Source organism: Cobetia sp. MMG027 (genome assembly GCF_027947415.1).
GTDB lineage: Bacteria > Pseudomonadota > Gammaproteobacteria > Pseudomonadales > Halomonadaceae > Cobetia > Cobetia marina.
Window position 1 is genome coordinate 243471 of sequence record NZ_JAQJIO010000006.1, and the last position, 24818, is coordinate 268288.

At 63.6% G+C, this 24818-nt stretch carries 19 protein-coding genes; 15 read left to right on the top strand and 4 right to left on the bottom strand.

Going from position 1 to position 24818, the window contains the following annotated elements; genetic code table 11:
- The first annotated feature begins 234 nt into the window (after nt 1-234).
- The 4 genes from glmU (at nt 235) to rluF (ending at nt 5896) form a co-directional block, all read left to right on the top strand.
- A complete protein-coding gene (gene glmU / locus PJK54_RS10300) occupies nt 235-1605 on the top strand; it encodes a bifunctional UDP-N-acetylglucosamine diphosphorylase/glucosamine-1-phosphate N-acetyltransferase GlmU (protein WP_271302758.1) in 1371 nt (456 codons plus the stop codon).
- A 208-nt stretch (nt 1606-1813) separates the two neighbouring features.
- Nucleotides 1814-2593: a DeoR/GlpR family DNA-binding transcription regulator gene (locus tag PJK54_RS10305; RefSeq protein ID WP_077379812.1), complete on the top strand. Its 780-nt coding sequence runs from the start codon at nt 1814-1816 to the stop codon at nt 2591-2593.
- Nucleotides 2594-2604: 11 nt separating this feature from the next.
- Nucleotides 2605-4452: a glutamine--fructose-6-phosphate transaminase (isomerizing) gene (glmS, locus tag PJK54_RS10310; protein WP_077379814.1), complete on the top strand. Its 1848-nt coding sequence runs from the start codon at nt 2605-2607 to the stop codon at nt 4450-4452.
- 169 nt (nt 4453-4621) lie between these two features.
- On the top strand, nt 4622-5896 hold the full coding sequence (gene rluF, locus PJK54_RS10315; protein ID WP_271302759.1) for a 23S rRNA pseudouridine(2604) synthase RluF: 1275 nt from the start codon (nt 4622-4624) through the stop codon (nt 5894-5896).
- On the opposite strand, the gene PJK54_RS10320 is transcribed toward rluF, so the two are convergent.
- On the bottom strand, nt 5893-6585 hold the full coding sequence (locus PJK54_RS10320; RefSeq protein WP_271302760.1) for a YitT family protein: 693 nt from the start codon (nt 6583-6585) through the stop codon (nt 5893-5895). The genes rluF and PJK54_RS10320 overlap by 4 nt on opposite strands.
- Nucleotides 6586-6918: 333 nt before the next feature.
- On the opposite strand from PJK54_RS10320, the gene PJK54_RS10325 reads away from it, so the two are divergent.
- Entirely contained in the window at nt 6919-7689 is a 771-nt protein-coding gene (locus PJK54_RS10325) for a DUF72 domain-containing protein (protein ID WP_271302761.1), read from the top strand.
- 304 nt (nt 7690-7993) lie between these two features.
- Complete coding sequence (locus tag PJK54_RS10330) at nt 7994-9361, top strand: sodium-dependent transporter (protein WP_077379825.1); 1368 nt, start codon at nt 7994-7996, stop codon at nt 9359-9361.
- Between the two features lie 483 nt (nt 9362-9844).
- Here PJK54_RS10330 and PJK54_RS10335 read toward each other — a convergent pair whose 3' ends face one another.
- A complete protein-coding gene (locus tag PJK54_RS10335; RefSeq protein ID WP_077379827.1) occupies nt 9845-10063 on the bottom strand; it encodes a PA3496 family putative envelope integrity protein in 219 nt (72 codons plus the stop codon).
- Nucleotides 10064-10229: 166 nt separating this feature from the next.
- On the opposite strand from PJK54_RS10335, the gene hexR reads away from it, so the two are divergent.
- From hexR to PJK54_RS10350, 3 genes are all read left to right on the top strand, one after another.
- Nucleotides 10230-11096: a transcriptional regulator HexR gene (gene hexR, locus PJK54_RS10340; RefSeq protein ID WP_043331730.1), complete on the top strand. Its 867-nt coding sequence runs from the start codon at nt 10230-10232 to the stop codon at nt 11094-11096.
- Between the two features lie 144 nt (nt 11097-11240).
- Complete coding sequence (gene uvrD, locus PJK54_RS10345; protein ID WP_136939512.1) at nt 11241-13463, top strand: DNA helicase II; 2223 nt, start codon at nt 11241-11243, stop codon at nt 13461-13463.
- A 206-nt stretch (nt 13464-13669) separates the two neighbouring features.
- The gene (locus PJK54_RS10350) at nt 13670-14770 is read left to right on the top strand and encodes a TRAP transporter substrate-binding protein (protein WP_077379831.1); all 1101 of its coding nucleotides are present in this window, start codon (nt 13670-13672) and stop codon (nt 14768-14770) included.
- Nucleotides 14771-14899: 129 nt separating this feature from the next.
- On the opposite strand, the gene PJK54_RS10355 is transcribed toward PJK54_RS10350, so the two are convergent.
- Nucleotides 14900-15325, bottom strand: a complete 426-nt coding sequence (locus PJK54_RS10355) for an acyl-CoA thioesterase (RefSeq protein WP_077379833.1) — start codon at nt 15323-15325, stop codon at nt 14900-14902.
- Nucleotides 15326-15713: 388 nt separating this feature from the next.
- Here PJK54_RS10355 and PJK54_RS10360 point away from each other — a divergent pair, with 388 nt between their 5' ends.
- The 6 genes from PJK54_RS10360 (at nt 15714) to cysZ (ending at nt 23416) form a co-directional block, all read left to right on the top strand.
- On the top strand, nt 15714-16712 hold the full coding sequence (locus PJK54_RS10360) for a PstS family phosphate ABC transporter substrate-binding protein (RefSeq protein ID WP_136939514.1): 999 nt from the start codon (nt 15714-15716) through the stop codon (nt 16710-16712).
- Nucleotides 16713-16850: 138 nt separating this feature from the next.
- Nucleotides 16851-18881: an ABC transporter permease subunit gene (locus PJK54_RS10365; RefSeq protein WP_271302762.1), complete on the top strand. Its 2031-nt coding sequence runs from the start codon at nt 16851-16853 to the stop codon at nt 18879-18881.
- Nucleotides 18878-20677: a phosphate ABC transporter permease PstA gene (pstA, locus tag PJK54_RS10370; protein ID WP_271302763.1), complete on the top strand. Its 1800-nt coding sequence runs from the start codon at nt 18878-18880 to the stop codon at nt 20675-20677. Before PJK54_RS10365 ends, pstA begins: the two co-directional genes overlap by 4 nt.
- Nucleotides 20674-21519 (top strand): phosphate ABC transporter ATP-binding protein PstB, encoded by an 846-nt coding sequence (gene pstB, locus PJK54_RS10375; protein WP_077379842.1) that lies wholly within the window; start codon nt 20674-20676, stop codon nt 21517-21519. The genes pstA and pstB overlap by 4 nt, the downstream gene beginning before the upstream one ends.
- Nucleotides 21520-21775: 256 nt before the next feature.
- On the top strand, nt 21776-22501 hold the full coding sequence (gene phoU, locus PJK54_RS10380; protein ID WP_077379844.1) for a phosphate signaling complex protein PhoU: 726 nt from the start codon (nt 21776-21778) through the stop codon (nt 22499-22501).
- A gap of 186 nt (nt 22502-22687) precedes the next feature.
- On the top strand, nt 22688-23416 hold the full coding sequence (cysZ, locus tag PJK54_RS10385) for a sulfate transporter CysZ (protein ID WP_084207711.1): 729 nt from the start codon (nt 22688-22690) through the stop codon (nt 23414-23416).
- Between the two features lie 105 nt (nt 23417-23521).
- On the opposite strand, the gene phoR is transcribed toward cysZ, so the two are convergent.
- Nucleotides 23522-24817: a phosphate regulon sensor histidine kinase PhoR gene (phoR, locus tag PJK54_RS10390; RefSeq protein WP_271302764.1), complete on the bottom strand. Its 1296-nt coding sequence runs from the start codon at nt 24815-24817 to the stop codon at nt 23522-23524.
- Nucleotide 24818: the final 1 nt, after the last annotated feature.

The window sequence follows — 24818 nt, forward strand, 5'->3', positions numbered from 1 at the left end:
GAAGGTCGTTCCTGTGACGCCGGGGACTGACCGGGCTCATCAGGAAGGGTGTCGAGCCCATCGGAGAGATGGCTCAGGTGTCTTGCGGGCGACTGATGCTTTCGCGGGTCTGTTCTCGGCGACAGGGCCGTGGGTAAACCTCGTCACTGGCAGCTCAGGGTTCAGCTGCTATGATGGCGCCATTATTTTCAGGGGCTTCAGGTATGAAGACCCGCTTTCTACAGGAGTTCACCGATGAGCAGTGCAGAGCGTACCGACGTCGTCATTCTTGCCGCAGGCCAGGGCACCCGCATGCGTTCCAAATTGCCGAAGGTGCTGCACCCGTTGGCAGGCAAGGCGATGGTGCGTCATGTGGCTGACACCGCTGCAGGCCTGGACGGTGCGCATCTGAATGTCGTCATCGGTCATGGTGGTGAGCGTGTGCAGCAGCAGCTGGCCGACACCGGCGCGAGCTTTGCCGTTCAGGCAGAGCAGAAGGGCACCGGTCACGCCGTGGCCCAGTCACTGGAAGCCATCGGCGATGGCAAGGTGCTGATCCTGTATGGCGATGTGCCGCTGATTCGTCGCGAGACCCTCGAGGCGCTGCTGGCCGAAGTCAGTGAGCAGACTCTTGGCCTGCTGACGGTGATTCTGGAAGACCCGACAGGCTATGGCCGTATCGTGCGCGATAGCGAAGGTCGCGTCAGCGCCATCGTCGAGCACAAGGATGCCACGCCGGAGCAGCTGGCCATCCAGGAAGGCAACACCGGTATCCTCGCCACCACCGGTGCCCAGCTCAAGCGCTGGCTGCCTGCGCTGTCCGCCGACAACGCCCAGGGCGAGTACTACCTGACCGACATCATCGCCATGGCGGCCAGCGAAGGTGTCAACATCGCCACCGCCCAGCCGGCGGCGGTCGAGGAAGTGCAGGGCGTCAACAATCGTCTGCAGCTGGCCGATCTCGAGCGCGCCTTCCAGCGTCGTGAGGCCAACCGCCTGATGACCGAAGGTGCCAGCCTGGCGGACCCGGCGCGCATCGACGTGCGCGGCAAGCTGACCATCGGCACTGACATCAGCATCGATGTCGGCTGCATCTTCGAAGGCGACGTCACCCTGGCGGATGATGTGGTCATCGGCGCCCACTGCGTGATCCGCAATGCCACCATCGGTGCCGGCGCCAACATCGCGCCGCATAGCGTCATCGATGGTGCGGTACTGGAAGGTGACAACAATGTCGGGCCCTTCGCACGTCTGCGTCCTGGAACCGAACTGGCGCGCGGCGCGCGCATCGGCAACTTCGTCGAGACCAAGAATGCCCAGGTGGGCGTGAACGCCAAGATCAATCACCTGAGCTATGTCGGTGATGCCACCCTCGGCGAGGCAGTCAACGTCGGTGCCGGCACCATCACCTGCAACTATGACGGTGCCAACAAGTTCCGAACCGAAATTGGTGACAATGCCTTCATCGGCTCCAACTCCGCGCTGGTGGCGCCGCTCAAGATCGGTGCGGGTGCCACCGTGGGCGCTGGCTCGACCCTGAGCCGCGATGTCGCCGAAGGTGCGTTGAGCGTGGCGCGTGGCAAGCGTATCGACAAGCCGGAATGGCCGCGTCCGACCAAGAAGTGAACGGCAGCTTCAGTCGCGATGCTTGCTGGTGAGTGAAGGTGGGCATCAGAAACGGGGAGGCACCGACAGGTGTCTCCCCGTTTTGTCATCGCGGTCAGCTCTGTGGAACGGCGTGCAGGAATGAATCGTCTCATCCTGTCTCGTCTTTCACTTGATGTTTCGTTATTCCTCACTTATCTTTCGTTTCGAAACTTTATAGGGGGCCCTGATGTCCAAGCGTCTGACACCACAACGGCGTCACCAGATCCTCGAACAACTGGGACGTGACGGTGAAGTCAGTGTCGAGGCACTGGCGCGGGAACTCGCCACTTCCGAGGTCACCATCCGCAAGGATCTGGCCTTTCTCGAGAAGAGCGGCCTGCTGCTCAGGCGCTACGGCGGCGCCGTGGCCATGCCGCGTGAACTGCTGGTGCATGACGAACCGGTCAGTGCCGCCAAGCAGGCCATTGCCCGCCTGGCAGCCAGCCGTATCGGCGCCCATCAGCGCATCATCATCGACAGCGGTACCACCACGGTGGTGCTGATCCCCGAGCTCAAGGGGCGTGATGACCTGATCGTGATGACCAACTCGCTGAGCGTGGCCAATGCCATTCGCGAGCTGGAAAACGAGCCGGTATTGCTGATGACCGGTGGTACCTGGGATCCGCACTCCGATTCCTTCCAGGGACAGGTGGCGGAGCAGGTGCTGCGCAGCTACGACTTCGACCAGGTCTTCCTCGGCGCGGATGGTCTGGACCTCGAACGTGGCACTACCACCTTCAATGAGCTGATCGGCCTGTCACGCGTGATGGCCGAGGTGTCGCGAGAAGTCGTGGTGATGGCGGAATCCCACAAGCTGGGCCGTCGCATTCCCAACCTGGAGCTGGCCTGGTCCAGCATCAGTACCCTGATAACCGATGACGCGTTGCCTGATGCTGCGCGTGACCAGATTCGCGCTCATGGAGTCGAGGTGTTGATCGCCCCGCTCGTGGCGCCAGCAACAGCATAAGGAGATTGCTCATGTGTGGCATCGTAGGCGCCGTCGCCAGTCGTAACGTCCAGAACATCCTGCTCGAGGGTCTGCACCGCCTCGAATACCGTGGCTATGACAGTGCCGGCATGGCCGTGCTGTCCGAAGAGGGCCGCTTGAATCGCGTGCGTGCGCTGGGCAAGGTCGCGGCGTTGCAGGAGCGTCTCGAAGAATCACCGCTCAAGGGACGCGTGGGTATCGCTCACACTCGCTGGGCCACGCATGGGGCGCCGAGTGAAGCCAATGCTCACCCGCACCAGTCCGGTGACAGCCTGGCCGTGGTCCACAACGGCATCATCGAGAATTACGAGACGCTCAAGCGCGAGCTGCAAGGTCAGGGGTATGTCTTCACCTCCGAGACCGACACCGAGGTGGTCGCCCACCTGCTGGCGCGTGAATACACCCTGAGCCAGGACCTGCTGACCGCCGTTCAGAAGGCCGTCGCCCTGCTGGATGGCGCCTTCGCGCTGGGCGTGGTGCATCGTGCCCAGCCGGACGTGCTGATCGGCGCGCGTCAGGGCAGCCCGCTGGTGATCGGTGTCGGGATCGACGAGCACTTCCTGGCCTCCGATCAGCTGGCGCTGCTGCAGGTCACCGATCGCTTCATCTATCTCAAGGAAGGCGATCTGGTGCGCATGACCGCCGAGCAGATCGAGATCTTCGAGCAGGGCGAGCGTCTGATCACCGAGGCCAACGAGCGCCCGGTCCAGACCTTCGAGCACGCGCAGGATGCCGCCTCCAAGGGCGACTATCGCCACTTCATGCTCAAGGAAATCCACGAGCAGTCCCGTGTGCTGGCTGCCACGCTGGAAGGTCGCCTGAACGGTGATCACGTGCTGGTGCGCAGCTTCGGCAGCGAGGCGGAAAACCTCTTCCGTCAGGTCAAGCAGGTGCAGATCGTCGCCTGTGGTACCAGCTACCACGCCGGCATGGTGGCGCGTTACTGGATCGAGCGTCTGGCCGGCATTCCGGCGGCGGTCGAGGTCGCCTCCGAGTTCCGCTACCGTCCGGTGGTGGTGGCCGATGGCACCCTGTTCGTCACCCTGTCCCAGTCCGGCGAGACCGCCGACACGCTGTCCGCACTGCGCTATGCCCAGTCGCTGGGCGGCTTCCTCGGCAGTCTGGCGATCTGCAACGTGCCGGGCAGCTCGCTGGTGCGTGAATCGGACCTCAGCCTGATGACCATGGCCGGACCGGAAATCGGCGTCGCCTCCACCAAGGCCTTCACCACCCAGCTGGTCGGCCTGATGCTGCTGACGCTGTCGCTGCGTCGCGTGCGGGGTGGCGATGAGGCCGGGGAAGCCGAGGTGGTGCGTGAGCTGCGTCAGCTGCCATCACTGGTCACCAAGGCGCTGGCCATGGACAGCGAGATCGAGCGTCTCTCCGAGGCCTTCGCCGACAAGCACAACGCGCTGTTCCTCGGGCGTGGCACCCAGTTCCCCATCGCGCTGGAAGGCGCGCTCAAGCTCAAGGAAATCTCCTATATCCACGCCGAGGCCTATCCGGCGGGCGAGCTGAAGCACGGCCCGTTGGCGCTGGTGGATGCCGACATGCCGGTGGTCGCGGTGGCACCCAACGACGAGCTGCTCGAGAAGCTCAAGTCGAACCTGCAGGAAGTGCGTGCACGTGGCGGGGAGCTGTTCGTCTTCGCTGACGAGAACATCAGTCTCGAAGAGAGCGAAGGCGTGCGCGTGCTGCGCATGCCACATGTCAGCGAAGTGCTGGCACCGATTCTCTACACTCTGCCGCTGCAGCTGCTGTCCTACCATGTCGCCGTGCTCAAGGGCACCGATGTCGATCAGCCGCGCAACCTGGCCAAGAGCGTCACGGTCGAGTGATCCGCGATGCAAGACGGCTGCGTCATGTCTGGCGCAGCAGCAGATGAGCTCAGTCTCATCGTGCCAACGGCAGCCTCAGGGCTGCCGTTTTTGGTATCCTGTGCGCCTGCCTTCTTATCCTCTTACGTCCGCTGCGCGTTCATCGCCCGGCGCACGCACGTGACCTGCCATGACTGATCGCGACGCATCGCTTACCCGCCTCAACAAGTTCATCAGCGAAACGGGCTTCTGCTCGCGGCGCGAGGCGGATCGCCATATCGCCGAAGGGCGAGTGACCATCAATGGTGTCGTCCCCGAGATGGGCACCAAGGTCGCGCCGGGCGATGAGGTGCTGGTCAACGGCAAGCCGTTGAAGGCCAAGCAGGAAGCGGTCTATCTGGCCTTCAACAAGCCGGTGGGCATCACCTGTACCACCGAGCGTCACGTGGAAGGCAACATCATTGACTACATCGGCCATCCCAAGCGGATCTTCCCGATCGGTCGCCTCGACAAGCCCTCCGATGGCCTGATCTTCCTGACCAGTGACGGCGACATCGTCAACAAGATCCTGCGGGCCGGCAACGCCCACGAGAAGGAATATGTGGTGCGGGTCGACAAGCCGATCAACCCGGACTTTCTCAAGCGCATGGCAGCCGGCGTGCCGATTCTGGATACCATCACCCAGCCGTGCCGCATCGAGCAGATTTCCACCTATGTGTTCCGCATCATCCTGACGCAGGGGCTCAATCGCCAGATTCGCCGCATGTGCGAGGCGCTGGGCTATGAGGTCTTCAAGCTCAAGCGGGTTCGCATCATGAATGTCAGCCTGGACGGGCTGGGCATCGGCGAATGGCGCTATCTCACCCAGCGCGAGATGGACGACATCCATCGGATGATCGAAGGCTCCAGTGGTACCGAGGAGGCCTCACGACTGGCGGAGGCGCCGACGCCTTCCCAGCACGCGACTGCCGCGCGCCATCAGCGTGCCGCGCAGGATACGGATAGCGGCCGGCGTGGTGGTGCTCGGCGCGAGGACAGCAGCAAGCGCGCCATGGGCCAGCGCAGCTCGGATCAGCGCGGCTCAGGTCAGCCCAAGACAGGCCAACGCTCGGGTGCTCGCCAGGAAGGGGCGGGGCGGCGGGAGCGTACCGATGAGTCCAGATCCGCTCGTGGCAATCAGGAACGCAGCAGCCCCGGCAAGGGCGGCTCCCAGCCGGGCAGCAAGAACGCCAATGGCGCGGGCAAGCTCGCGAGCGGCCTCAAGCCACGCACGCGTGGCAAGGCCGGAGAGCGTCGCGATGAGCGCGATGCGGCGAGCAGGGGGGCTGGCGAAAAGTCCTCTGGTAGCAAGTCTTCTGGTAGCAAGACCTTTGGCAAGAAGAATCCTGGCGGCAGAAGTGCCGGGGGCAAGAGCTCGTCGTACAAGGGCGGCGGCGGCTCCAATGGCGGGCGTGGTCGCCGCTAGTGAGCTGCCTGCACCTGCTTGCCATCGTCTTGAGCGGTGGTGCTGGCATCTGATCCTTGAGGCGTGCGGCGGTGGTAGCGGCCCAGTACGAAAGACAGCGTGGCGAACGCCAGTGCCGAGCAGATGACCTGCGGCCAGGGATAGACCAGCGCGGCGAGCGCGATCAGCAGCAGATCGAAGGCGAAAGTCGTGCGGCCTGCATGGATGGCGAAGCGTTGCTCCAGATCCAGCGCGAGAATGTTGAGTCCGCCGAGGGAGGCGTTCTCGCGAAACAGCAGGGTGACCCCCAGCCCGATGAGCAGGCCTGCGGCAATCGCCACCACCGGCAGATTGACGTCGCCCAGCGGCAGACTGACCGCCAGTAGATCCGTCAGGACCGAGAGCAGACTGACGCATCCCAGGGTGCGCAGCGTGAAGTTGAGCCCCAGCTGCTTCCAGGCCAGCCCGTAGAAGGGCAGGTTGATCAGGAAGAACAGACTGCCGAAGCTCAAGCCCGTCAGGTCCGAGCCAAGCAATGACATCCCGGCAGTACCACTGACCAGCAAGCCGCCGGCCTGCAGCAGGCGCACGCCGAGTGCCACCAGCAGACAGCCCTCGAAGAGCGTGATCAGGCTACGCAGCGTGATGGCATTGGCCGCACGGGAGCGGCTGTCGTTGGCACGCAGGATGAGTCGTTGGAAAGCAGTCATGACAGGCTCCGGGGTATGGGCAGTCAACAATGATGGCTTCCGACCTGCTTGTGGCGGGCAGAAAGCGATGTCGCGGCGAGGGGTGGTTCGCCTGTGACGGTTCATGCAGGAAGCGGACCATAGCACGCCGTGATGACAGTTTTTATTGTGCTTACGTCGCTCTAGCAGACGATATTATTCGGTGTATTGGGCCTTTGACCCTCACATTCCTCTAGCTATGGCGCCTTCATGCACCATTTTCATGCATCCTCCGCACCGACGGAGACGAATGTTCCGCACGCTGCGGGCCATGACAGAGCTTGCGAGGCGGGGCATCTTCATCTAGGGCTCGCGATGTGGGCCAACGATGACTGGCGCGGCAGCCTGCTGCCGGGCAGTGGCCCGCGCGAGCATCTGGCGGATTACGCGCAGGTCTTCGACTGTGTCGAAGGCAATACCAGCTTCTATGCTCTGCCGCCGGAGAGCGCCGTGGCCAGCTGGGCCCGCCAGGCGCCCGAGCACTTCCGCTTCTGCTTCAAGTTGCCGGGACGACTGACCCATGAGTTGAGGCTTCAGGGAATCGAGGAGGAGCTGGCGGAATTCCTGGCGCGGCTTGCGCCGCTTAAGTCGCGCATGGGGCCGATCATGATCCAGCTGCCGCGTGACCTCGGGGAGGAGGTACTCCCGCGTCTTGCGCAATTCTTCGCGCATGTCGAGGGTGCTGGCCTTGATTGGGCCGTGGAGCCCCGTGCCCCGAGTTTCTTTGCCAAGGGCTCGGTGGAACGACAGTTGAATCGCTTGTTGATAAGTCACGGAGTCGATCGCGTGATGCTGGATGTCCGTCCACTCTTCGGTGGCCCTGATACCGCGCATCCAGGGCTTGCCGTGGCACGCTCGGAAAAGCCGCATCGCCCATTGCATGTGTTCTCCAGCGCACGCCAACCGCTGGTCCGCTTCATCGGGCATCATGACGACGCGACCAATCTGGCCTTCTTCCAGCCCTGGGTGGAACGCCTTTCTCTGTGGATAAGTCAGGGGAAAAGCCCTTTCCTGTTTGTGCATACTCCTGACAACAAGGCGGCTCCGGCCTCAGTCGCTGTTTTCTATCGTGAGGCGATGGTCTGAGGGTGGCTTGCTGGTAGATATCGGGTCAATCGAGTAACTTTACCTACCTATTGTCGTTACCACGGCGATATTTACCGGGGCGGGCAGCGTGTCCATTCCGGCGTGTCTATCGACACCAGTCTGTCTGTCATACGGGCCTATCCGGCCATGATGACGGCCAGATGCACCACAGCAGTGATCCTGCGACGCCATCCTGTCGGCCACGGTTCATCCTTCCGTCTCGCCAGCATGATGCAACAAGCACAACAAGATGCCACAGGCCGCTACCCGTGGCTGGCATCATCGCGACGAATCAGGGACTCACATGTCATCCAAACCGCATTCCCACGCTCAGTGGTCTTCTCGCCTGGCCTTCACCCTGGCCGCCGTCGGTTCCTCCGTCGGACTGGGCAACATCTGGAAATTCCCGTACATGACCGGTGAGAGCGGCGGCGGTGCCTTCGTTCTTGTCTATCTGGTCTGCATTCTGTTGATCGGTCTGCCGATCCTGATGTCCGAGTGGCTGCTGGGCCGCCTGGGACAGAAGAACCCGATCTCGACCATGAGTCACATCAGTGCGCGCCTCAAGCGTAGCCCCGCCTGGGTGTTGATCGGGGTGGCCGGTGTGCTCGGCGCCTATCTGATTCTGTCCTTCTACAGTGTCATCGGTGGCTGGGCACTGGCCTTCATCGCCGACGCCGCCAGTGGCAGCTTCGAAAGCCTGACCTCTGACACGGCAGGCAGTCTGTTCGGTGGTCTGCTGGGCGACCCGACCACCCTGCTGGCCTGGCACAGTGCCTTCATGCTGATGGTGATCCTGGTCGTGGCCGGGGGCGTCGCGGGTGGTCTGGAGCGTGCCGCCAAGATCCTGATGCCGCTGCTGGCGGTCATGCTGGTCATGCTGGTCGGGTATGCGGCGACCACTGATGGCTTCGCGGAAGCGGCTGCCTGGCTGCTGACACCGGACTTCTCCAAGCTCGACAAGGATGGCGTGCTGGCGGCGATGGGGCATGCCTTCTTCACCCTGTCACTGGGCATGGGCATCATGATGGCCTACGGCTCCTATCTCTCCGATGACGTCAACATCGGGCGTACCGCGCTGATCGTGGTGGTGCTGGATACCGTCATCGCTCTGCTGGCGGGGCTGGCCATCTTCCCGGTGGTGTTCTCCAATGGTCTCGACGCCGCTGCGGGCCCGGGCCTGATCTTCCAGACCCTGCCGCTGGCCTTCGGCCATATGCCGGGCGGTGAAGTGTTCGGCGTGGTGTTCTTCGTGCTGCTGGTCTTCGCGGCCTGGACCTCAGGCATCTCGCTGCTGGAACCCATCGTCGAATGGCTGGAAGAGAAGACGCCGATGTCACGCGTGGCCTCTGCCTGGGTGGCGGGGATCGCGACCTGGCTGCTGGGGATCGCCACCATCCTGTCCTTTAATCTGTGGAGTGATGTGGCGCCGCTGGGCATGTTCGCCAAGTTCGAGGGCATGACCATCTTCGACCTGCTCGATTACGCGACCAGCAAGCTGATGCTGCCGCTGACCGGCCTGGCGACCATCGTCTTCGTCGGCTGGTTCATGGGGCGTGATGAAGTGCGCAGTCAGCTCAACATGAGCGACTCGGCCTTCAAGCTGTGGAGCTTCGTGGCGCGCTTCATCGCCCCGATCGGCGTGGTGGTGGTCTTCGCCTCCAGCCTGTAATCCCGGCCCCACTCTTCAGGCTGACCTGATGTTCTGTCAGCACGGATCTGACGGCATTGAAGAACGACAAGAGGCTCGCCTATCCGGCGAGCCTCTTGCGTTTCTGGCCGAGATGGCCCGTGCACGACACCCTGGCGGCGACTCGATGCTCAGTGTGGGAGATGGCGGACGTCACGTTCATGTCGGTGTGTACTTGCACTCTGTTGGTGCATCGTCCTGGGCGATGACATGACAATGAGGCAGAGAATGTCGGTGCAGATGAAGGACGATCGAGAGTGACACCGTGGCGAGCGCGCGGCAGAAGGCAGAGTCGTTGCAGAGGGAAATGAAGGCTGAGGGCCCGAAGGCAGAAGAAAATGTCGCGAGGGGGGCTGACCATGCTCATCAGAGATGGCGGCAAGGAAGACAGAAGCCCTCGTCCCTGAGCTGGCAGGGAGATGGGGGACTGCTCGGCGGGGAGACGTATCGCTCCCCGCCCGAGAATCAGTGGGTATCGATATCGCTTTCCGTTTCCAGCACTTCGATGTCGCTTAAATCCTCGCTCAGGCGCTTGATTTCGTTGTGCATTTCGATTCCGCGTCTGGCGCGGAGGTGGCGGACTGCGCTTTGTTTCTTGCGGGCCTGATGTTCGTCGGCACCGAGGGTCATGAAAATATCGAGAAGCTCGTTCTTGAGCGTATCTACCTGCTCTGAATTACGCATGATTCGACCTCCATGGCATCCAAAGGATGTGGGCTTTCACTGGCGCCACACCGTTTTACTATAGCTCACTTGACAAAATTGTGACCATAGACCGCCTGTGATGGCGACACCCCCCGGGGGATGTCGTAAGCTCAGGCATGCCCATGAAGTCTGCAAGGAGTGTGCCGTGAGTCATGCCATCTTCGACGACCTGAGGAGCCGGATGGAGAATTTCCGCCGCTCTGAACAGAAGGTTGCCCGTTACGTCCTCCGCCATCCGGAGGAGGTGATTCACATGCGGATCGTCGATCTGGCCAGTGAATCCTCGGTCAGTGAACCGACGGTAGTGCGCTTCTGTCGTGCGATGGGCTTTGCCGGCTTCCAGGACTTCAAGCTCCAGCTGGCGCAACGCCTGGCCACGGGCACCCAGTTCGCCCAGTTCTCGATGAATGACTCCGACAGCGTGGCGGAGTTCTCTCACTCCCTGTTCGATTCCACCATCGGCACGCTGCTGTCAGTGCGTGACCGTCTGGATGCCGAAGCCGTCGCACGTGCCATCCACTCGCTGGCCTCCGCCAGCCGGGTCGAGTTCTACGGCTATGGCGCCTCGGGTGCCGTGGCCCACGATGCCCAGCACAAGTTCTTTCGTCTGCAGATCTCCACTGCCGCCTACACCGACCCGCACATGCAGAACATGTCAGCGGTGACGCTGGGTCCGCGCGACGTGGTGGTCGCCATCTCCCAGACCGGACGCACCAAGGCGCTGATCGCCAGCGTGCGTCTGGCACGGGATGCCGGCGCGACCGTCATCGGCCTGTGTCCCAGCGGCTCGCCGCTGGCGGATGAAGTCACGCTGCCGCTGCACATCGATGTACACGAAGACACCGAGATCTATACGCCGATGAGCTCACGCATCGCGCATCTGGTGATCGTCGATACGCTGGCGGTGGGGGTCGCCAAGGCACGTGGTCCCAAGCTCAAGGAGCAGCTGGAAGCGGTCAAGAAGAGCCTTGCCACCCTGCGCATCGATGATCACGACTTCGATACGCACTGAGTGCCGTACAAGCGTCACCTGTCAGGGATGACGCGTGCAGGGAAGAGCAGGGCAGGCCGCTGTGATAAGGTGGATGCCTGAACAGGGGCAGCCCCCGACCCGCTGCCCCGCCCCTCGACTTCTCTGCCCTGTGGTGAGCCCTGCATGTCCGAATCGCCCCTCCTCGATCACCTCAACACGCATCAGCGTGAGGCCGTGTCCGCGCCGCCGGGCAACATGCTGGTACTGGCGGGCGCCGGCTCCGGCAAGACCCGCGTGCTGGTCCATCGCATCGCCTGGTTGATGGACCGATATCAGTTCTCGCCCTATGCCATCCTGTCGGTGACCTTCACCAACAAGGCCTCCCGCGAGATGCGCACGCGTCTCGAGGCGCTCAATGGCAGCAGTCTGCGCCACATGTGGGTCGGCACCTTCCACTCCATCAGTCACCGTCTGCTGCGCACCCACTGGCAGGAGGCGCGTCTGCCCGAGCACTTCCAGATCATCGACAGCGATGACCAGCTGCGCATGGTCAAGCGGCTGCTCAAGGAGCACAACGTCGATGACGAGCGCTGGCCGCCCAAGCAGGTCCAGTACTTCATCGCCGGCTGCAAGGAAGAGGGGCTGCGGGCCCATCAGGTCCAGACCCACGGCGACGCCTATATGGGCAAGATGGTCGAGATGTACGAGCTCTATCAGCTCGCCTGCGAGCGTGGCGGACTGGTGGATTTCGGTGAGCTGCTGCTGCGCTCGCTGGAGCTGCTGCGTGACACGCCGCATCTGCTGGCGCATTACCGCGAGCGCTTCGCCCACCTGCTGGTCGACGAGTTCCAGGATACCAACACCCTGCAGTACGCCTGGCTGAAGCTGCTGGCCGGTGATCGCGAATGCATGACCGTGGTCGGCGATGATGACCAGTCCATCTACGGCTGGCGTGGCGCACGGGTCGAGAACATCCAGCGCTTCACCGAGGAATTCGCCAATACCCGTGTGGTGCGTCTGGAGCAGAACTACCGCTCCTCCAGCGCCATCCTGGAGGCTGCCAACGCCCTGATCAGCCACAACGGCGGGCGCATGGGCAAGGAGCTGTGGACCGACAGCGGCCGTGGCGAGCGGATTCGGGTCTATGCCGGCTTCAATGACATCGACGAATCGCGCTACATCGCCGATACCATCCGCGAACTGGTCAATGAGCATGGTTACAGTCGCGACGAGATCGCGATCCTGTATCGCTCCAACGCCCAGTCACGCGTGCTGGAGGAGACGCTGATCCGCCAGGGCATGCCGTATCGCATCTACGGGGGGCAGCGTTTCTACGAGCGTCTCGAGATCAAGAACGCGCTCGCCTACCTGCGCCTGATGAACAACCGCGAGGACGATGCCGCCCTGGAGCGCGTGATCAACGTGCCGGCGCGTGGCATCGGCATGCGCACCGTCGAGCAGCTGCGCGAGCGTGCGCGCTACGGCAACCTGACCATGTGGCAGGCGATGAGCGATGCGGTTTCCGACGGTGCCCTCAAGGGGCGCGCCGCCACCGCCGTGCGTGCCTTCGCCGACATCATCGATGGCCTCGACAACGACACCGCCGGCATGGCGCTGCATGAGCTGGTCGAGCACGTCATCCACGTCTCCGGCCTGCGCGAGCATCACGCCGCCGAGAAGGGCGAGAAGGGCCAGGCGCGCCTCGAGAACCTTGCCGAGCTGGTCAACGCCTGTCGCGCCTTCAGTCAGGGCGAGCGCATGGACCCGGAAGCCCCCAGCGAAGGGGCCGAGGCGCTGGAGCCCTTCCTCGCCGAAGCCGCGCTGGATGCCGGCGATCATGAAGCCGCCGAAGGCGAGGAATGCGTACAGATGATGACGCTGCACTCCGCCAAGGGGCTCGAATTCCCGGTGGTGTTCGTCGCCGGGGTCGAGGAAGGGCTGTTCCCGCACAAGATGTCACTGGAGGAGCCGGGGCGCCTCGAGGAAGAGCGTCGCCTGTGCTACGTCGGTGTCACCCGTGCCATGCAGCGCCTCTACCTGACCTACGCCGAGCTGCGGCGCATGCACGGCAAGGAGACCTTCCAGCGACCGTCGCGCTTCCTGCGTGAGCTGCCGGAAGAGCTGCTGGAGGAAGTGCGCCTGCGTGGCCAGGTCTCGCGTCCGGTCTCGACCCAGCGTGCTACGCCGAATCGTCGCCCCTCCGGGCCGCGTCAGGAGAGTGTCGAGGCCAATGGCGACATGCCGGCGCTGTCGCTCGGCAGCCTGGTGCGTCATCCGCTGTTCGGCGAGGGCGTGGTCATCAACGCCGAAGGCCAGGGCGAGCGCGCGCGTGTCCAGATCAGCTTCGAGGGCGAAGGCGACAAGTGGCTGGTGCTGGGCTTCGCCAAGCTGGAAGTACTCAGCTGATCCTGCATTGATGGCAGACGCAGGCATGAGGCGCTGACAGCAGGCGCTGGCGAGAAGTAAAAAGCGGTGCAGGGGGCGCGGTATTCGTGCGCCATTACGGCCTTGGTGCAGTTGTGGGCCATCCATGGGTCGCGGCATAGTGGCAGATAATCTGCTGTCTTGATGCCGCGCCATGCATTGCCCACAACTCGAACAAGGAACGCCCCATGCAACGCCGCCGTTTTCTCTCTGCTCTGGGGGCCGGTGCTGCCGGTCTCGCCGCTGCACCTTTCGTCTCCACGGCCAATGCCGCCGAGGAGGAAACCATCCACTGGAAGATGGTGACCTCCTGGCCGAAGAACTTCCCGGCACTGGGCACCGGTGCCAATGAGTTCGCCAGCCTGATCGGGAAGCTTTCCGGTGGTCGTCTTCAGGTCAAGGTCTATGGGGCCGGTGAGATGGTGCCGGCGTTGGAAGTCTTCGACGCCGTGTCTTCCGGGACTGCCCAGATGGGTCACTCGGCGTCCTATTACTGGAAGGGCAAGGTACCTGCCGCCCAGTTCTTCACCGCCGTGCCCTTCGGCATGAATACCACCGAGACCAACGCCTGGCTGTATCACGGCGATGGCATGAAGCTGTGGGACGAGATCTACGCGCGTCACAACCTCAAGCCGCTGGCGGTGGGCAACACCGGCACCCAGATGGCCGGCTGGTTCAACAAGGAAGTGAACAGTCTCTCGGACATGAAGGGCCTGAAGATTCGCCTGCCGGGGCTCGCGGGTGAAGTGATGAACCGCATCGGTGCCAGCGCGGTGAATCTGCCGGGCAGCGAGATCTTCACTGCGATGGAGACCGGTGTGATCGACGCCACCGACTGGGTCGGTCCCTACAATGATCTGGCCTTCGGTCTGCATCAGGTGGCCAAGTATTACTACTCCCCGGCCTGGAACGAGCCCTCCGCCATTCTCGAAGGCACCGTCAATCTCGAGGCCTGGCAGGCGTTGCCGGAAGACCTCCAGCAGGTGGTGATCCAGGCAGCCAGGATTGCCAATCATGCGATGGTGGATGAATTCGCGCTGCGCAATGCCACCGCCCTGACCTCGCTGGTCGAGGAACATGGCGTTGAGCTGCGCGAATTTCCGCAGGATGTCTACGCGGCGCTGTTCAAGGCGTCCAACGAGGTGCTGGACGAGTTCATCGCCAAGGATGAGGATGCCAGGCGTGTCTACGAGTCCTACCGTGCCTTCCAGCAGCAGGTCGCCCCCTGGACGCGCATCGGTGAACAGGGCTTCCTTGATGCGCGTGCCCGGGTGCTGGGCGAGAGCTGAGGAGACCGCCCGCCGCCGTGTGTGGGGGCATCGCGACTCGCTCGTCAGGCAGTGTCAGGCGGGCTCCGGTGGGAAATGAAGAAGCCGCCCCTCGGGGCGGCTTCTTCATGAATGGCGGTGTCCATCACGTCAGACACTTTCCTCGTCGTTGCCCTGTTCCGGCACCGCGCGGATTCGGCCATTGTCGTCCAGGGCCACCATCACGTAGTTGGCCTCGGTCACCTTGGTCAGCGCACGATGGTTGCGCTCCTGAGGCGGCCGAATCCAGACCTCGACCGTGAGCCGTACCGAGCTGCGTCCGACTTCCGTGACGTGCGTGAAGATATTGACCACCGAGCCGACGCGCACCGGTGAGAGAAAGTCGAGGCCCTCCACGGCGACGGTGGCAGTCCGTCCGTTGGCCACACGGCCGGCGGCCAGTTCGCAGGCCTCATCCATGCGATGCATCAACCAGCCACCGCTGATATCGCCATAAAGATTGGTATCGTGACGCTGAGCGATCAGCTTGAGCGTCAGCGTGCCGTTCGGCACCGGGGCATCATCCAGGGCTTGCATGTCGTCACTCGCTGTCTTGTTGTTATGTCTTCAGGGTGCACTGGCGTCGGCGGTTTGCCCAGTGGCGTCGATGGTTTGCCTAGTGGCGATGGAAGGAGAGCCCGAGCGGGTAGTGGCTCACGAAAGGCATCTCATGTCCGGTATCCTACTCTGCCAGTGGAAGGGATGTCCTCTCTCGCCAGGCGTTGCAGCGGGAATTTTCTTGCATTGCAGCATGTTGGTCTCGTGCCTCAACGTTGCAATGAAGGATACTCGGCGCAGCAATGCCGCTGGTGAGACAGCCTCACGCAGGGAAGTGGTATTGAAGGAGTGGCAGGGGTTGAAGGAACAACGCGATAGTCATCACCGCCAATGAGCGCATCATTCATCTTTCAGGCCTGAAATCGTCATGTTCTTCATCGCATCCTTGCGTCGTCCCCGTTGGCTCTCGAGTCGCCTTGCGTTGCTGGCCTGCCTGCTGATGCCGGTCATGCCCGCGTTTGCCGAGGTACCTGAATATCGCCCCGTGCCGGGGGTCGTCGGCAACCTGACGGCCGTGGGCTCCGATACCCTCTCGGTGCTGGTGACGCGGTGGGCGGCTCAGCTGCGTCGCTACCATCCAGGGGTGCGGGTCCAGTTGCAGGCAGCGGGGTCCTCGACGGCGCCGCCTGCCCTGATTGCCGGCACCACACGGGTGGGGCTGATGTCACGGCCGATGAGCGATCAGGAGCGCCAGGACTTCATCCGGGCATTCGGGTATCCGCCATTGGAAGTCCCCGTGGCGCTGGATGCCATGGGCATCCTCGTACATCGCCGCAATCCGCTGGAGTCGATCAGCATCGCGCAGCTCGATGCCATCTTCTCGGCCAGTCATGAGTGTGGCAGTCAGCGGGCCGATCGGTGGGGGCAACTGGGGCTGTCGGGAGACTGGGCTGAGCGTCAGATCAGCCGCTTCGGGCGCAGTGCCACCTCCGGGACCTACGGTGCCTTCCGGCGTGTCGCCCTGTGTGGCGGCGACTTCCGGCTGGACGTGAGCGAGCAACCGGGGTCGGCGTCGATCATCGGCGCCGTGGGCTCCTCGCCGGGCGGGATCGGCTACGCCAGCTTCAGCACCTCATCTCCCATGGTCAAACAGCTGTCGGTGAGTCGTGACGCCGGCAGCATGGCGATATTTCCGAGTCGGGCCAGTATCCGCGACGGGCGTTACCCGCTGACACGCGCCCTGTACATCTACGTCAATCGTGTGCCTGACAAGCCGCTGCCGTCATTGGAGCAGGCGTTCCTGTCGTTGATCATGTCGCGTCAGGGACAACAGGCCATCCTGCGGGAAGGCTATGTACCGTTGCCGGACGATCAGCTGAACCAGTGGCGTGAACGTCTGGGGCTGGATGAGGGCGAGGGTCTCTGAGTACGCTTGTCATCTCGCTGTCATCTCATGGACATAATCTTGAGGCAGACCCCATCTTTCGCTCGCGGGAGTGATCCCTCCCGCGCGCTTCTTCTCTTGTGGTGAATATTCATGCCGGCTGCTGCTGAAGCCTCACGAATGCAATCTCGCCGTCTGCGTCGCGATCGCCTGGCAAGCCTGTGGCTGACGGTTGCCGGTCTTGGCGTGATGGCGCTGGTGGTGGTGATGCTCGGCTATCTGATCAGCGTGTCATGGCCGCTGCTCAAACCGCCCGGCACGACGCCGAGCAGCTCGCAGGTACTGGAATCTCGAGCATTGGACACTCGCGCCGCGGACATGGACGAGTGGCGGATCGAGTGGCTGGCCGGCAACCGGTTGCAGCTGATCCAGCACACCGATGACGGTCTGCGTCGATCGAGTTCCCTCCAGGTACCCGAGGGACTGGATCATCGGCAGGCTCACCTCACGCAGAGCCGACAGCAGCTATGGCTGCGCATGCCCGATCGACAAGGTGATCGTCTGTGGCTGGCAAGACTGGCCTCGACCACGCCGCAAGGCAGCTGGCAGCAGCAATGGCTGCCCGGCCCGGCCAGCCTTTCGGCCCTGGAGGGGCAGTTGCTGGTCACGGCAGGGCCGCATGCCTTCACTCAATGGCAGTTGAACGATGCGTCCGCCGGCCAGGTACCTCTGGCCCGCAAGCTGGGCCGGCAGGAGCATGCTGCCCAGCCGATCACCGCCCTGAGTGTCCTGCGCGGCGGCAAGAGTCTGATCCTGGGGGATGCCGGCGGTGGACTGAGTCATTACCTGCTGCCCGCGCATACCAGCCCGCTGATCAAGGCGGGAGACTTCGACAGTGGCCTGTCGGCCCCGGTGAGAACCATCGCCGCGGCACATCATGGGTTGGGCTTCGCGGCACTCGACGCGGATGGCCGACTCGGGCTGTATCTAGCCACGGCCGAGCGTCGTCGGCAGCTGGTGGACTGGCTGTCACCCGCACAGGTGGCGGGAGGAGTCGAGTTGAGCTTCCAGCAGGAGGATCGTCGTCTGCTGGCACGGCCAACGTCCGTGGCAGGTGGTCTGGGGGCTCTTGAACAGGCCTATGCGGGTCTCGAGATCCGTGATCCGCATCAGGTCGTGGGGCTTGGCGCGATCTTCGGCAAGGTCTGGTATGAGGGGCGTGACGCACCGGCCTGGATCTGGCAGCTGGAGAGCACCGGTGCCCATGAACCCCGCCTGTCGCTGGTACCCATCATGTGGGGGACGCTCAAGGTCGCGCTGGTCGGCCTGCTGTTTGCCGTGCCGTTGGGACTGGGCTGTGCCATCCATGTGGCCTGTTTCATGGCCCCGCGCCAGCGGGCGCGCATCAAGCCGATGCTGGAGATGATGGAGGCCTTGCCCACGGTGGTGATCGGCTTCATCGCGGCGCTGGTGGTCGCGCCCTTCGTCGAGCGTGAATTGATGGCCGTGCTGCTGGGGCTGGTACTGATTCCGCTGGGCACCATGGTGGCCGGTTTCGTGTGGACCCTGTCGCCGCGTGCACTGCGCAGCCTGATGCCGGAAAACATGGCCGCCTTCGGGCTGTTGCCGCTGTTGATGCTGCTGCTGTGGCTGGATGTGACGCTGGCTCATCAACTGGAAGCCTGGTGGTTCGAGGGCGACATCCGTCAATGGCTGTTTGCCCATCACGGCATCGATTACGCCCAGCGCAATACCCTGGTGACCGGCATGGCGCTGGGGCTGGCGGTGATGCCTACACTCTTCACGCTCAGTGAGGACGCGCTGTCCTCAGTCCCTCGCGGACTGGCGGCGGGGTCCGCGGCACTGGGGGCGACGCCCTGGCAGAGTCTGCGCCGCGTGATCCTGCCGGCCGCCGCCGTCGGGCTGTTCTCCGCGATGATGATCGGCATGGGGCGCGCCGTGGGCGAGACGATGATCGTGTTGATGGTCGCCGGCAACACGCCGCTGGTGGATGCCAGCCTGTTCGAGGGGGTGCGCTCACTGGCGGCGACCCTGGCGATCGAGTTGCCGGAAGCCGAGGTCGGCAGCAGCCATTACCGCCTGCTGTTCCTTGCCGCGCTGGCCTTGTTCCTCTTCACCTTCGTGGTCAATACGCTGGCGGAAGTGCTGCGCCTGCGCTTCATGCCGCCGCAACGTGGAGGCTGGGGATGAGTCGTCCTGATGCGGTACCGCCGTCCTCGTTGCTCAGACCTCGTGAGCCTGTGACGGCGCGTCTGGCGCGTTACTGGCGTGATGGTGGCCCCTGGGGCTGGCTGAATGCCATGGCGGTCAGTGTCTCGCTGGTACTGGTGCTGGGGCTGATCAGCCTGCTGGTGGTGGGCTCGCTCAGTCACTTCTGGCCCTCACGGCTGGTCGAGGTCGAACTCACCACCCAGCCGGGGCAGAGCGTCACGGCGCTCAAGACCACCCGTGGCGAGCCGGCGGCGGACAACCGTCACCTGCTGGGCGAATTGATGCATGAGGAGCTGCGTCCCTCGGCAGCGGACACCGGTGATCAGCAACGTGAGCGACAGTCGCAGCGCTGGTGGCTGCTGCAGACCTCCTCTCAGGATGGGGCCTCGGCGAGCTGGCAGTGGCTGCCGGATACCCTGATGGAGAATATCCGCTTTCCTCGCCAGGCGCTGATGCTGGAAATGCGCGACGGGCGAGTGCTGTATGGCATGGCCAGAGCGCTGAGTGATCCGCTCACCGGTGAGCTGGATCATTCTCCGCAGCTCTCCTCCGACAGTGCGGTCCCGGGGGCACCGACTCCTTCACTGCACCAGAATGCCGAGGCACTGCATGCGCGGTTGGCGGCGCTTGAGGGCCAGCGCCGTCAGCTGGCGGCACTGCGCGCTGACAGCGAGGCCTTGAGCGCGCGCCTGCTGGCCTTGCAGCAGCAACTGTCCGCTCGACAAGGGCCTGTCACGACGCAGGACGAGGCGGATGCCTCCTTGATCGCGGAGTTCGAGACGACACGCGAGGCACTGATCACCCGTGAGGGGCAACTGCTGGCCCTCCGGGGAGCCCTGGACGCCGGCCAGCTACTGCTCGGGGGCAATGGCGGTCATGAGGGGCGCATCGCGCTGAATGACATCCGCCATGTCTGGCAGCCGAATGCCATGGGCTTTGGCGGACGACTGTTGCTGACGCTGGAGCGCTTTCGCGACTTCGTTTCCGGCTCGCCCAATGAAGGCAGTGGCGGCATCTGGCCCGCCATCTTCGGTACCGTGCTGATGGTGGTGCTGATGGCGATTCTGGTGATGCCCTTCGGCGTGATGGCGGCCCTCTATCTGCACGAGGTCGCGCATCAGGGGCGTCTCACGCGACTGACCCGCATCGCGCTGCGCAATCTCGCCGGCGTGCCTTCCATCGTCTATGGGGTCTTCGGGCTGGGGTTCTTCGTCTACGGGCTGGGGGCCGGCCTGGATGAACTGTTCTTTTCCGAGCGTCTGCCGACCCCCACCTTCGGCACCGGTGGATTGCTGTGGGCATCGCTGACGCTGGCGCTGCTGACGCTGCCGGTGGTGATCGTGGCCACGGAGGAGGGGCTGGCGCGGGTGCCGCATCGCCTGCGCGAAGGCGCGCTGGCACTGGGTGCCACGCGCTTCGAGACCCTCAGGCGCGTGGTGATACCCGCGGCATCTCCGGCCTTGATGACCGGGCTGATTCTGGCGGTGGCGCGTGCGGCAGGCGAGGTCGCGCCCTTGATGCTGGTCGGCGTGGTCAAGCTGGCGCCGGACCTGCCGCTGGATGACAGCTTCCCGTGGCTGCATCTGGATCGCAAGTTCATGCACCTCGGCCATCAGGTCTATGATCTGGCCTTCCAGAGCAGCGATGCCTTCAGCAGTCGCCCGCTGGTCTACGCGACCGCGCTGGTGCTGGTGGTCGTGATCCTGTGCCTCAATCTGAGTGCCATTCGCCTGCGTCACATGCTGGCACAACGTTACAAGGGAGCCACCGAATGAAGCGTGACTCTGCACGTGAGAGCGTCCAGTCGAGCTCGCAGCACCCCGAGGTCGTCAATCCGCAGGACACGTGCCTGGAAACCCGCCACCTGTGCCTCGATTATCAGGCGCAGGTGGGCAAGGAGCGTCACCGACGGCGTGCGCTTGACGACATCAGCCTGCGCATCGCGCGCAAGCGCGTGACGGCTTTCATCGGCCCCTCGGGATGTGGCAAGTCGAGCCTGCTGCGCACCTTCAATCGCATGACCGATCTCGATGAGCAGTCACGCCTGAGCGGCAAGGTCTGGTTGGAAGGCGAGGACATCCATGCCCGGGGCGTGGATGTCCCCATGCTGCGCCGGCGCGTCGGCATGGTGTTCCAGACGCCCAACCCCTTTCCGATGTCGGTCTACGAGAACGTGGCCTTCGGGCTGCGGCTGGTCGGCGAGAATGACAAGCGCCATCTGGATGACAAGGTCGAATCCTGTCTGCGGGCCGCGGCGCTGTGGGAGGAAGTGAAGGACCGGCTGTTCGACAGCGCGCTGGGGCTTTCCGGTGGCCAGCAGCAGCGCCTGGTGATCGCGCGCACGCTGGCGGTGGAGCCGGAAGTCCTGCTGCTGGATGAGCCAGCCTCGGCGCTGGATCCGATCTCGACGCTCAAGATCGAGGAGCTGATCCGCTCGCTGCGCTCACGCCTGACGTTGGTCATCGTCACCCACAACATGCAGCAGGCAGCGCGTGTCTCGGATGCCACGGCCTTTCTGCATGAAGGGCAGCTGGTGGAATATGCCCCGACCGATCAGCTGTTCACCAACCCGCGTCGTCGCCAGACCGAGGACTACATCACCGGCCGTTTCGGGTGAGATCACCGAAGCGGCACTGCAGGTGGCTGACACGTGTCTCGCGCGGGACGTTGGCGGATGGGCCATCGCGTCGTCGATATGTCAGCGCGGCGCGAGATTCGATTGGCGTCCCGGCGCTCGAGTGAAATATAACTGCAATCAAGAGGCGTCATGCTAGGAGGGAGCCGCCTGCGCCAGACCCTGCTGCAGCGCTTCTACATCAATGCCACATGTCAGAGACCGCCTGCCTCGGCGGATGACTTCCCGGGAGAGGGTAATGGATATCACCAGCGATTCGCACGGCAAGCACATATCCCAGCAGTTCAATCACGAGCTGGATGCGCTGAAGACACACCTGCTGGCCATGGGCGGTCTGGTGGAGAAGCAGCTGCAGGATGCCGTCACGGCCCTGCTGGAGGGTGACAGCGAGACGGCGACACGCGTGCGTGACAATGACAAGGCCGTCAACGACATGCAGCTGAAGATCGACGACGAGTGCACCCGCGTGCTGGCGCGCCGTCAGCCGGCGGCCTCTGACCTGCGTCTGGTGCTGGCCGTGATTCGCGCCACCTCGGACCTGGAGCGCATCGGTGACGAGTCCAGCAAGATCGCGCGCAATGCCATCTCGCTGGTCGAGAACGGCCAGAGCCCGCGTGGCATGGTCGAGGTTCGTCACCTCAGTCAGCATGTGCGCAGCATGGTGCGTGACTCGCTGACCGCCTTCGCCCGCTTCGACACGGATCTGGCGCTCAAGGTCCTGCGTGAGGACGCCTCGGTGGACTTGGAATACCAGAGCGCGATGCGTTCGCTGATGACCTTCATGATGGAAGACGCGCGCCAGATCACCCCGGTGCTCAACGTGATGTGGATTCTGCGTGCGCTGGAGCGTATCGGGGATCACGCCGACAACCTCGCCGAGTACGTCATCTTCCTGGTCAAGGGCGTGGACGTGCGTCACACCGACACCCATGACCTCCAGCCGCAGGATCTCGACAAGCCCTGACGTGCAGGCCCCTTCCCCGGGGCCTGACGCCTGTCTGCCAATGACGCCCCGCATCTGTCCCGCCGACGGAGTGCGGGGCGTCTGCCATTCGATGCGCCGACAGCTGCGTGGGGCGGGTGGTAGTGCTAGGGTGTGGCTCCGGCCGCCCGAGGGCAGCCGCCTTTCACGAGATGACGAGGACGTCGCATGATTGATGCCGTATCGGCGCTGGTCCGCGGGACCCGCATGGTCTATACCCCCGGGCTACGCCGTTTCGTGTTCGTACCACTGGCGATCAACCTGGTGCTCTACAGTGCCACGCTGTGGCTGTTGTTCAGCCAGTTCGAGGGCTGGATCGATTACTGGATGCTCAAGGTGCCCAGCTGGCTGGAATGGCTGAGCTGGTTGATCTGGCCGGTGCTGGTGCTGAGTCTGTTGCTGGCGGTGTTCTTCACCTTCAGCCTGGTGACCAATCTGATCGCGGCGCCGTTCTACGGCATTCTGGCCGAGAAGGTCGAGCATCGACTGGATGGCACCCTGATCGAGGATGAGCGTGGCCTGGTGAAGATCGGGATCGACTCGCTGGGGCGCGAGATGGCCAAACTGGGTTACTTCATTCCCCGCATGATCGCGCTGTTCATTCTCGGCTTCATTCCGGGCCTGAATCTGCTCTCACCGCTGCTGTGGGGGCTGTTCTCGGCCTGGAGCATGGCGATCCAGTATCTGGACTATCCGATGGACAACCATCAGGTCAGCTTCGGCGACATGAAGCAGCGTCTCAAGGCGCGCTGGTGGCCGTCACTGACCTTCGGTGGTGCCGTGTTCGTGCTGACGCTGGTGCCCTTGGCCAACCTGCTGTTCATTCCCGGGGCCGTGGCGGGTGCCGTCCTGATGTGGCAGAGCCACTACCGACAGCTGCCTGCCCCGCGCCGCTGAGCCAGGCTTTATCGCGAGCGTTGACGAACGCAGATACCACGACGCCCCGCCGTGACCTCATGCAGAGGGCGCGGCGGGGCGTTCGTGTCAGTGGGGCTGCAACCGTCAGGCAGTCGTCGCGCAGCGGCGTTCCGCCGGGAAATGACAACGGAAGCGTGCGCCCTCGCCGGGCAGGCTGTCGATCTCCAGGCGGCCCTGATGGCGGATCAGCACATGCTTGACGATGGCCAGCCCCAGCCCGGTGCCACCAGTGGCGGTGCTGCGTCCCTTGTCGATGCGATAGAAGCGCTCCGTCAGGCGCGGTAGATGCACGGGATCAATGCCGTCACCGTCATCCTCCACCTCGACCATCACGCCCTCGGTGGTGCTCTGGCAGCGCAGCGTGATGTGGCAGCCTTCCGGCGTGTAACGCACCGCATTGAAGACCAGATTCGAGATCGCGCTTCTCAGCTCCTGCTCCTCACCCATCAGGGCCAGTCCGGGCTCGACCTCCACCGTGATGACATGTCGCTCCTTCGAGAGGCCTTCGGCATCTTCCCGGATACGTGTCAGCAGCTGCGCCATGTCGATGCGACGTCCTTCGCCCGACAGCTCGTCGGTCTCCAGGCGCGACAGGGTCAGCAGATCCTCGACGAGGTGCTGCATGCGGTCGGTCTGACTCTGCATCTGTCCCAGGCCACGCTGCCAGCGCGGGGGCAGGTCATCGGCATAGTCGGAATAGGTCTCGAGGTAGCCGGCCAGTACCGTCAGCGGCGTGCGCAGCTCATGGGAGACATTGGCCACGAAATCGCGGCGCATTTCCTCGAGACGGTAGAGACGGGTGACATCGCGCACCATCACCAGGCGCTCGTTGTCACCGAACAGGGTGATGGAGATCTGCAGGGTCAGGTTGTCGGAGAGCGGCGATTGCAGGGTCAGCGGCTCACGATAGGCCAGCCGATTGAAGTAATCGATGAACACGGGGTCACGCAGATAGTTGGTGACGTGCTGGCCGCGGTCGTGACTGGCCTTGAGGCCGATCAACTGCTCGGCAGCGCTGTTCCACCACTCCATGTCGCCGTGGTTGTCGAGCATCACCAGGCCATCGCGCATCGCTTCCGAGGATTCCTGGATGCGATTGAGGATGCTGCGCAGTCGCTCCTGTGCCTGACGCTGACCCTTCTGGTAGCGATACAGACGATCGAGCAGATCCCCCCAGACGCCATCGCCGGGCGGCGGCTCTTCATGGGGGTTGGTGATCAGCCAGGTGTAGAGGCTCTTGAGATGCTTGAGATGGACGAACAGGTACAGCGCCAGCCCCAGCGCCAAGCCCCAGCCCAGCAGGCCGAGCAGTCCGCCGACCAGCCCGAAGCCGCCCGCCAGATAGCCCAGCCGCCATAGCTCGTTCGTCCAGTAGCGCATC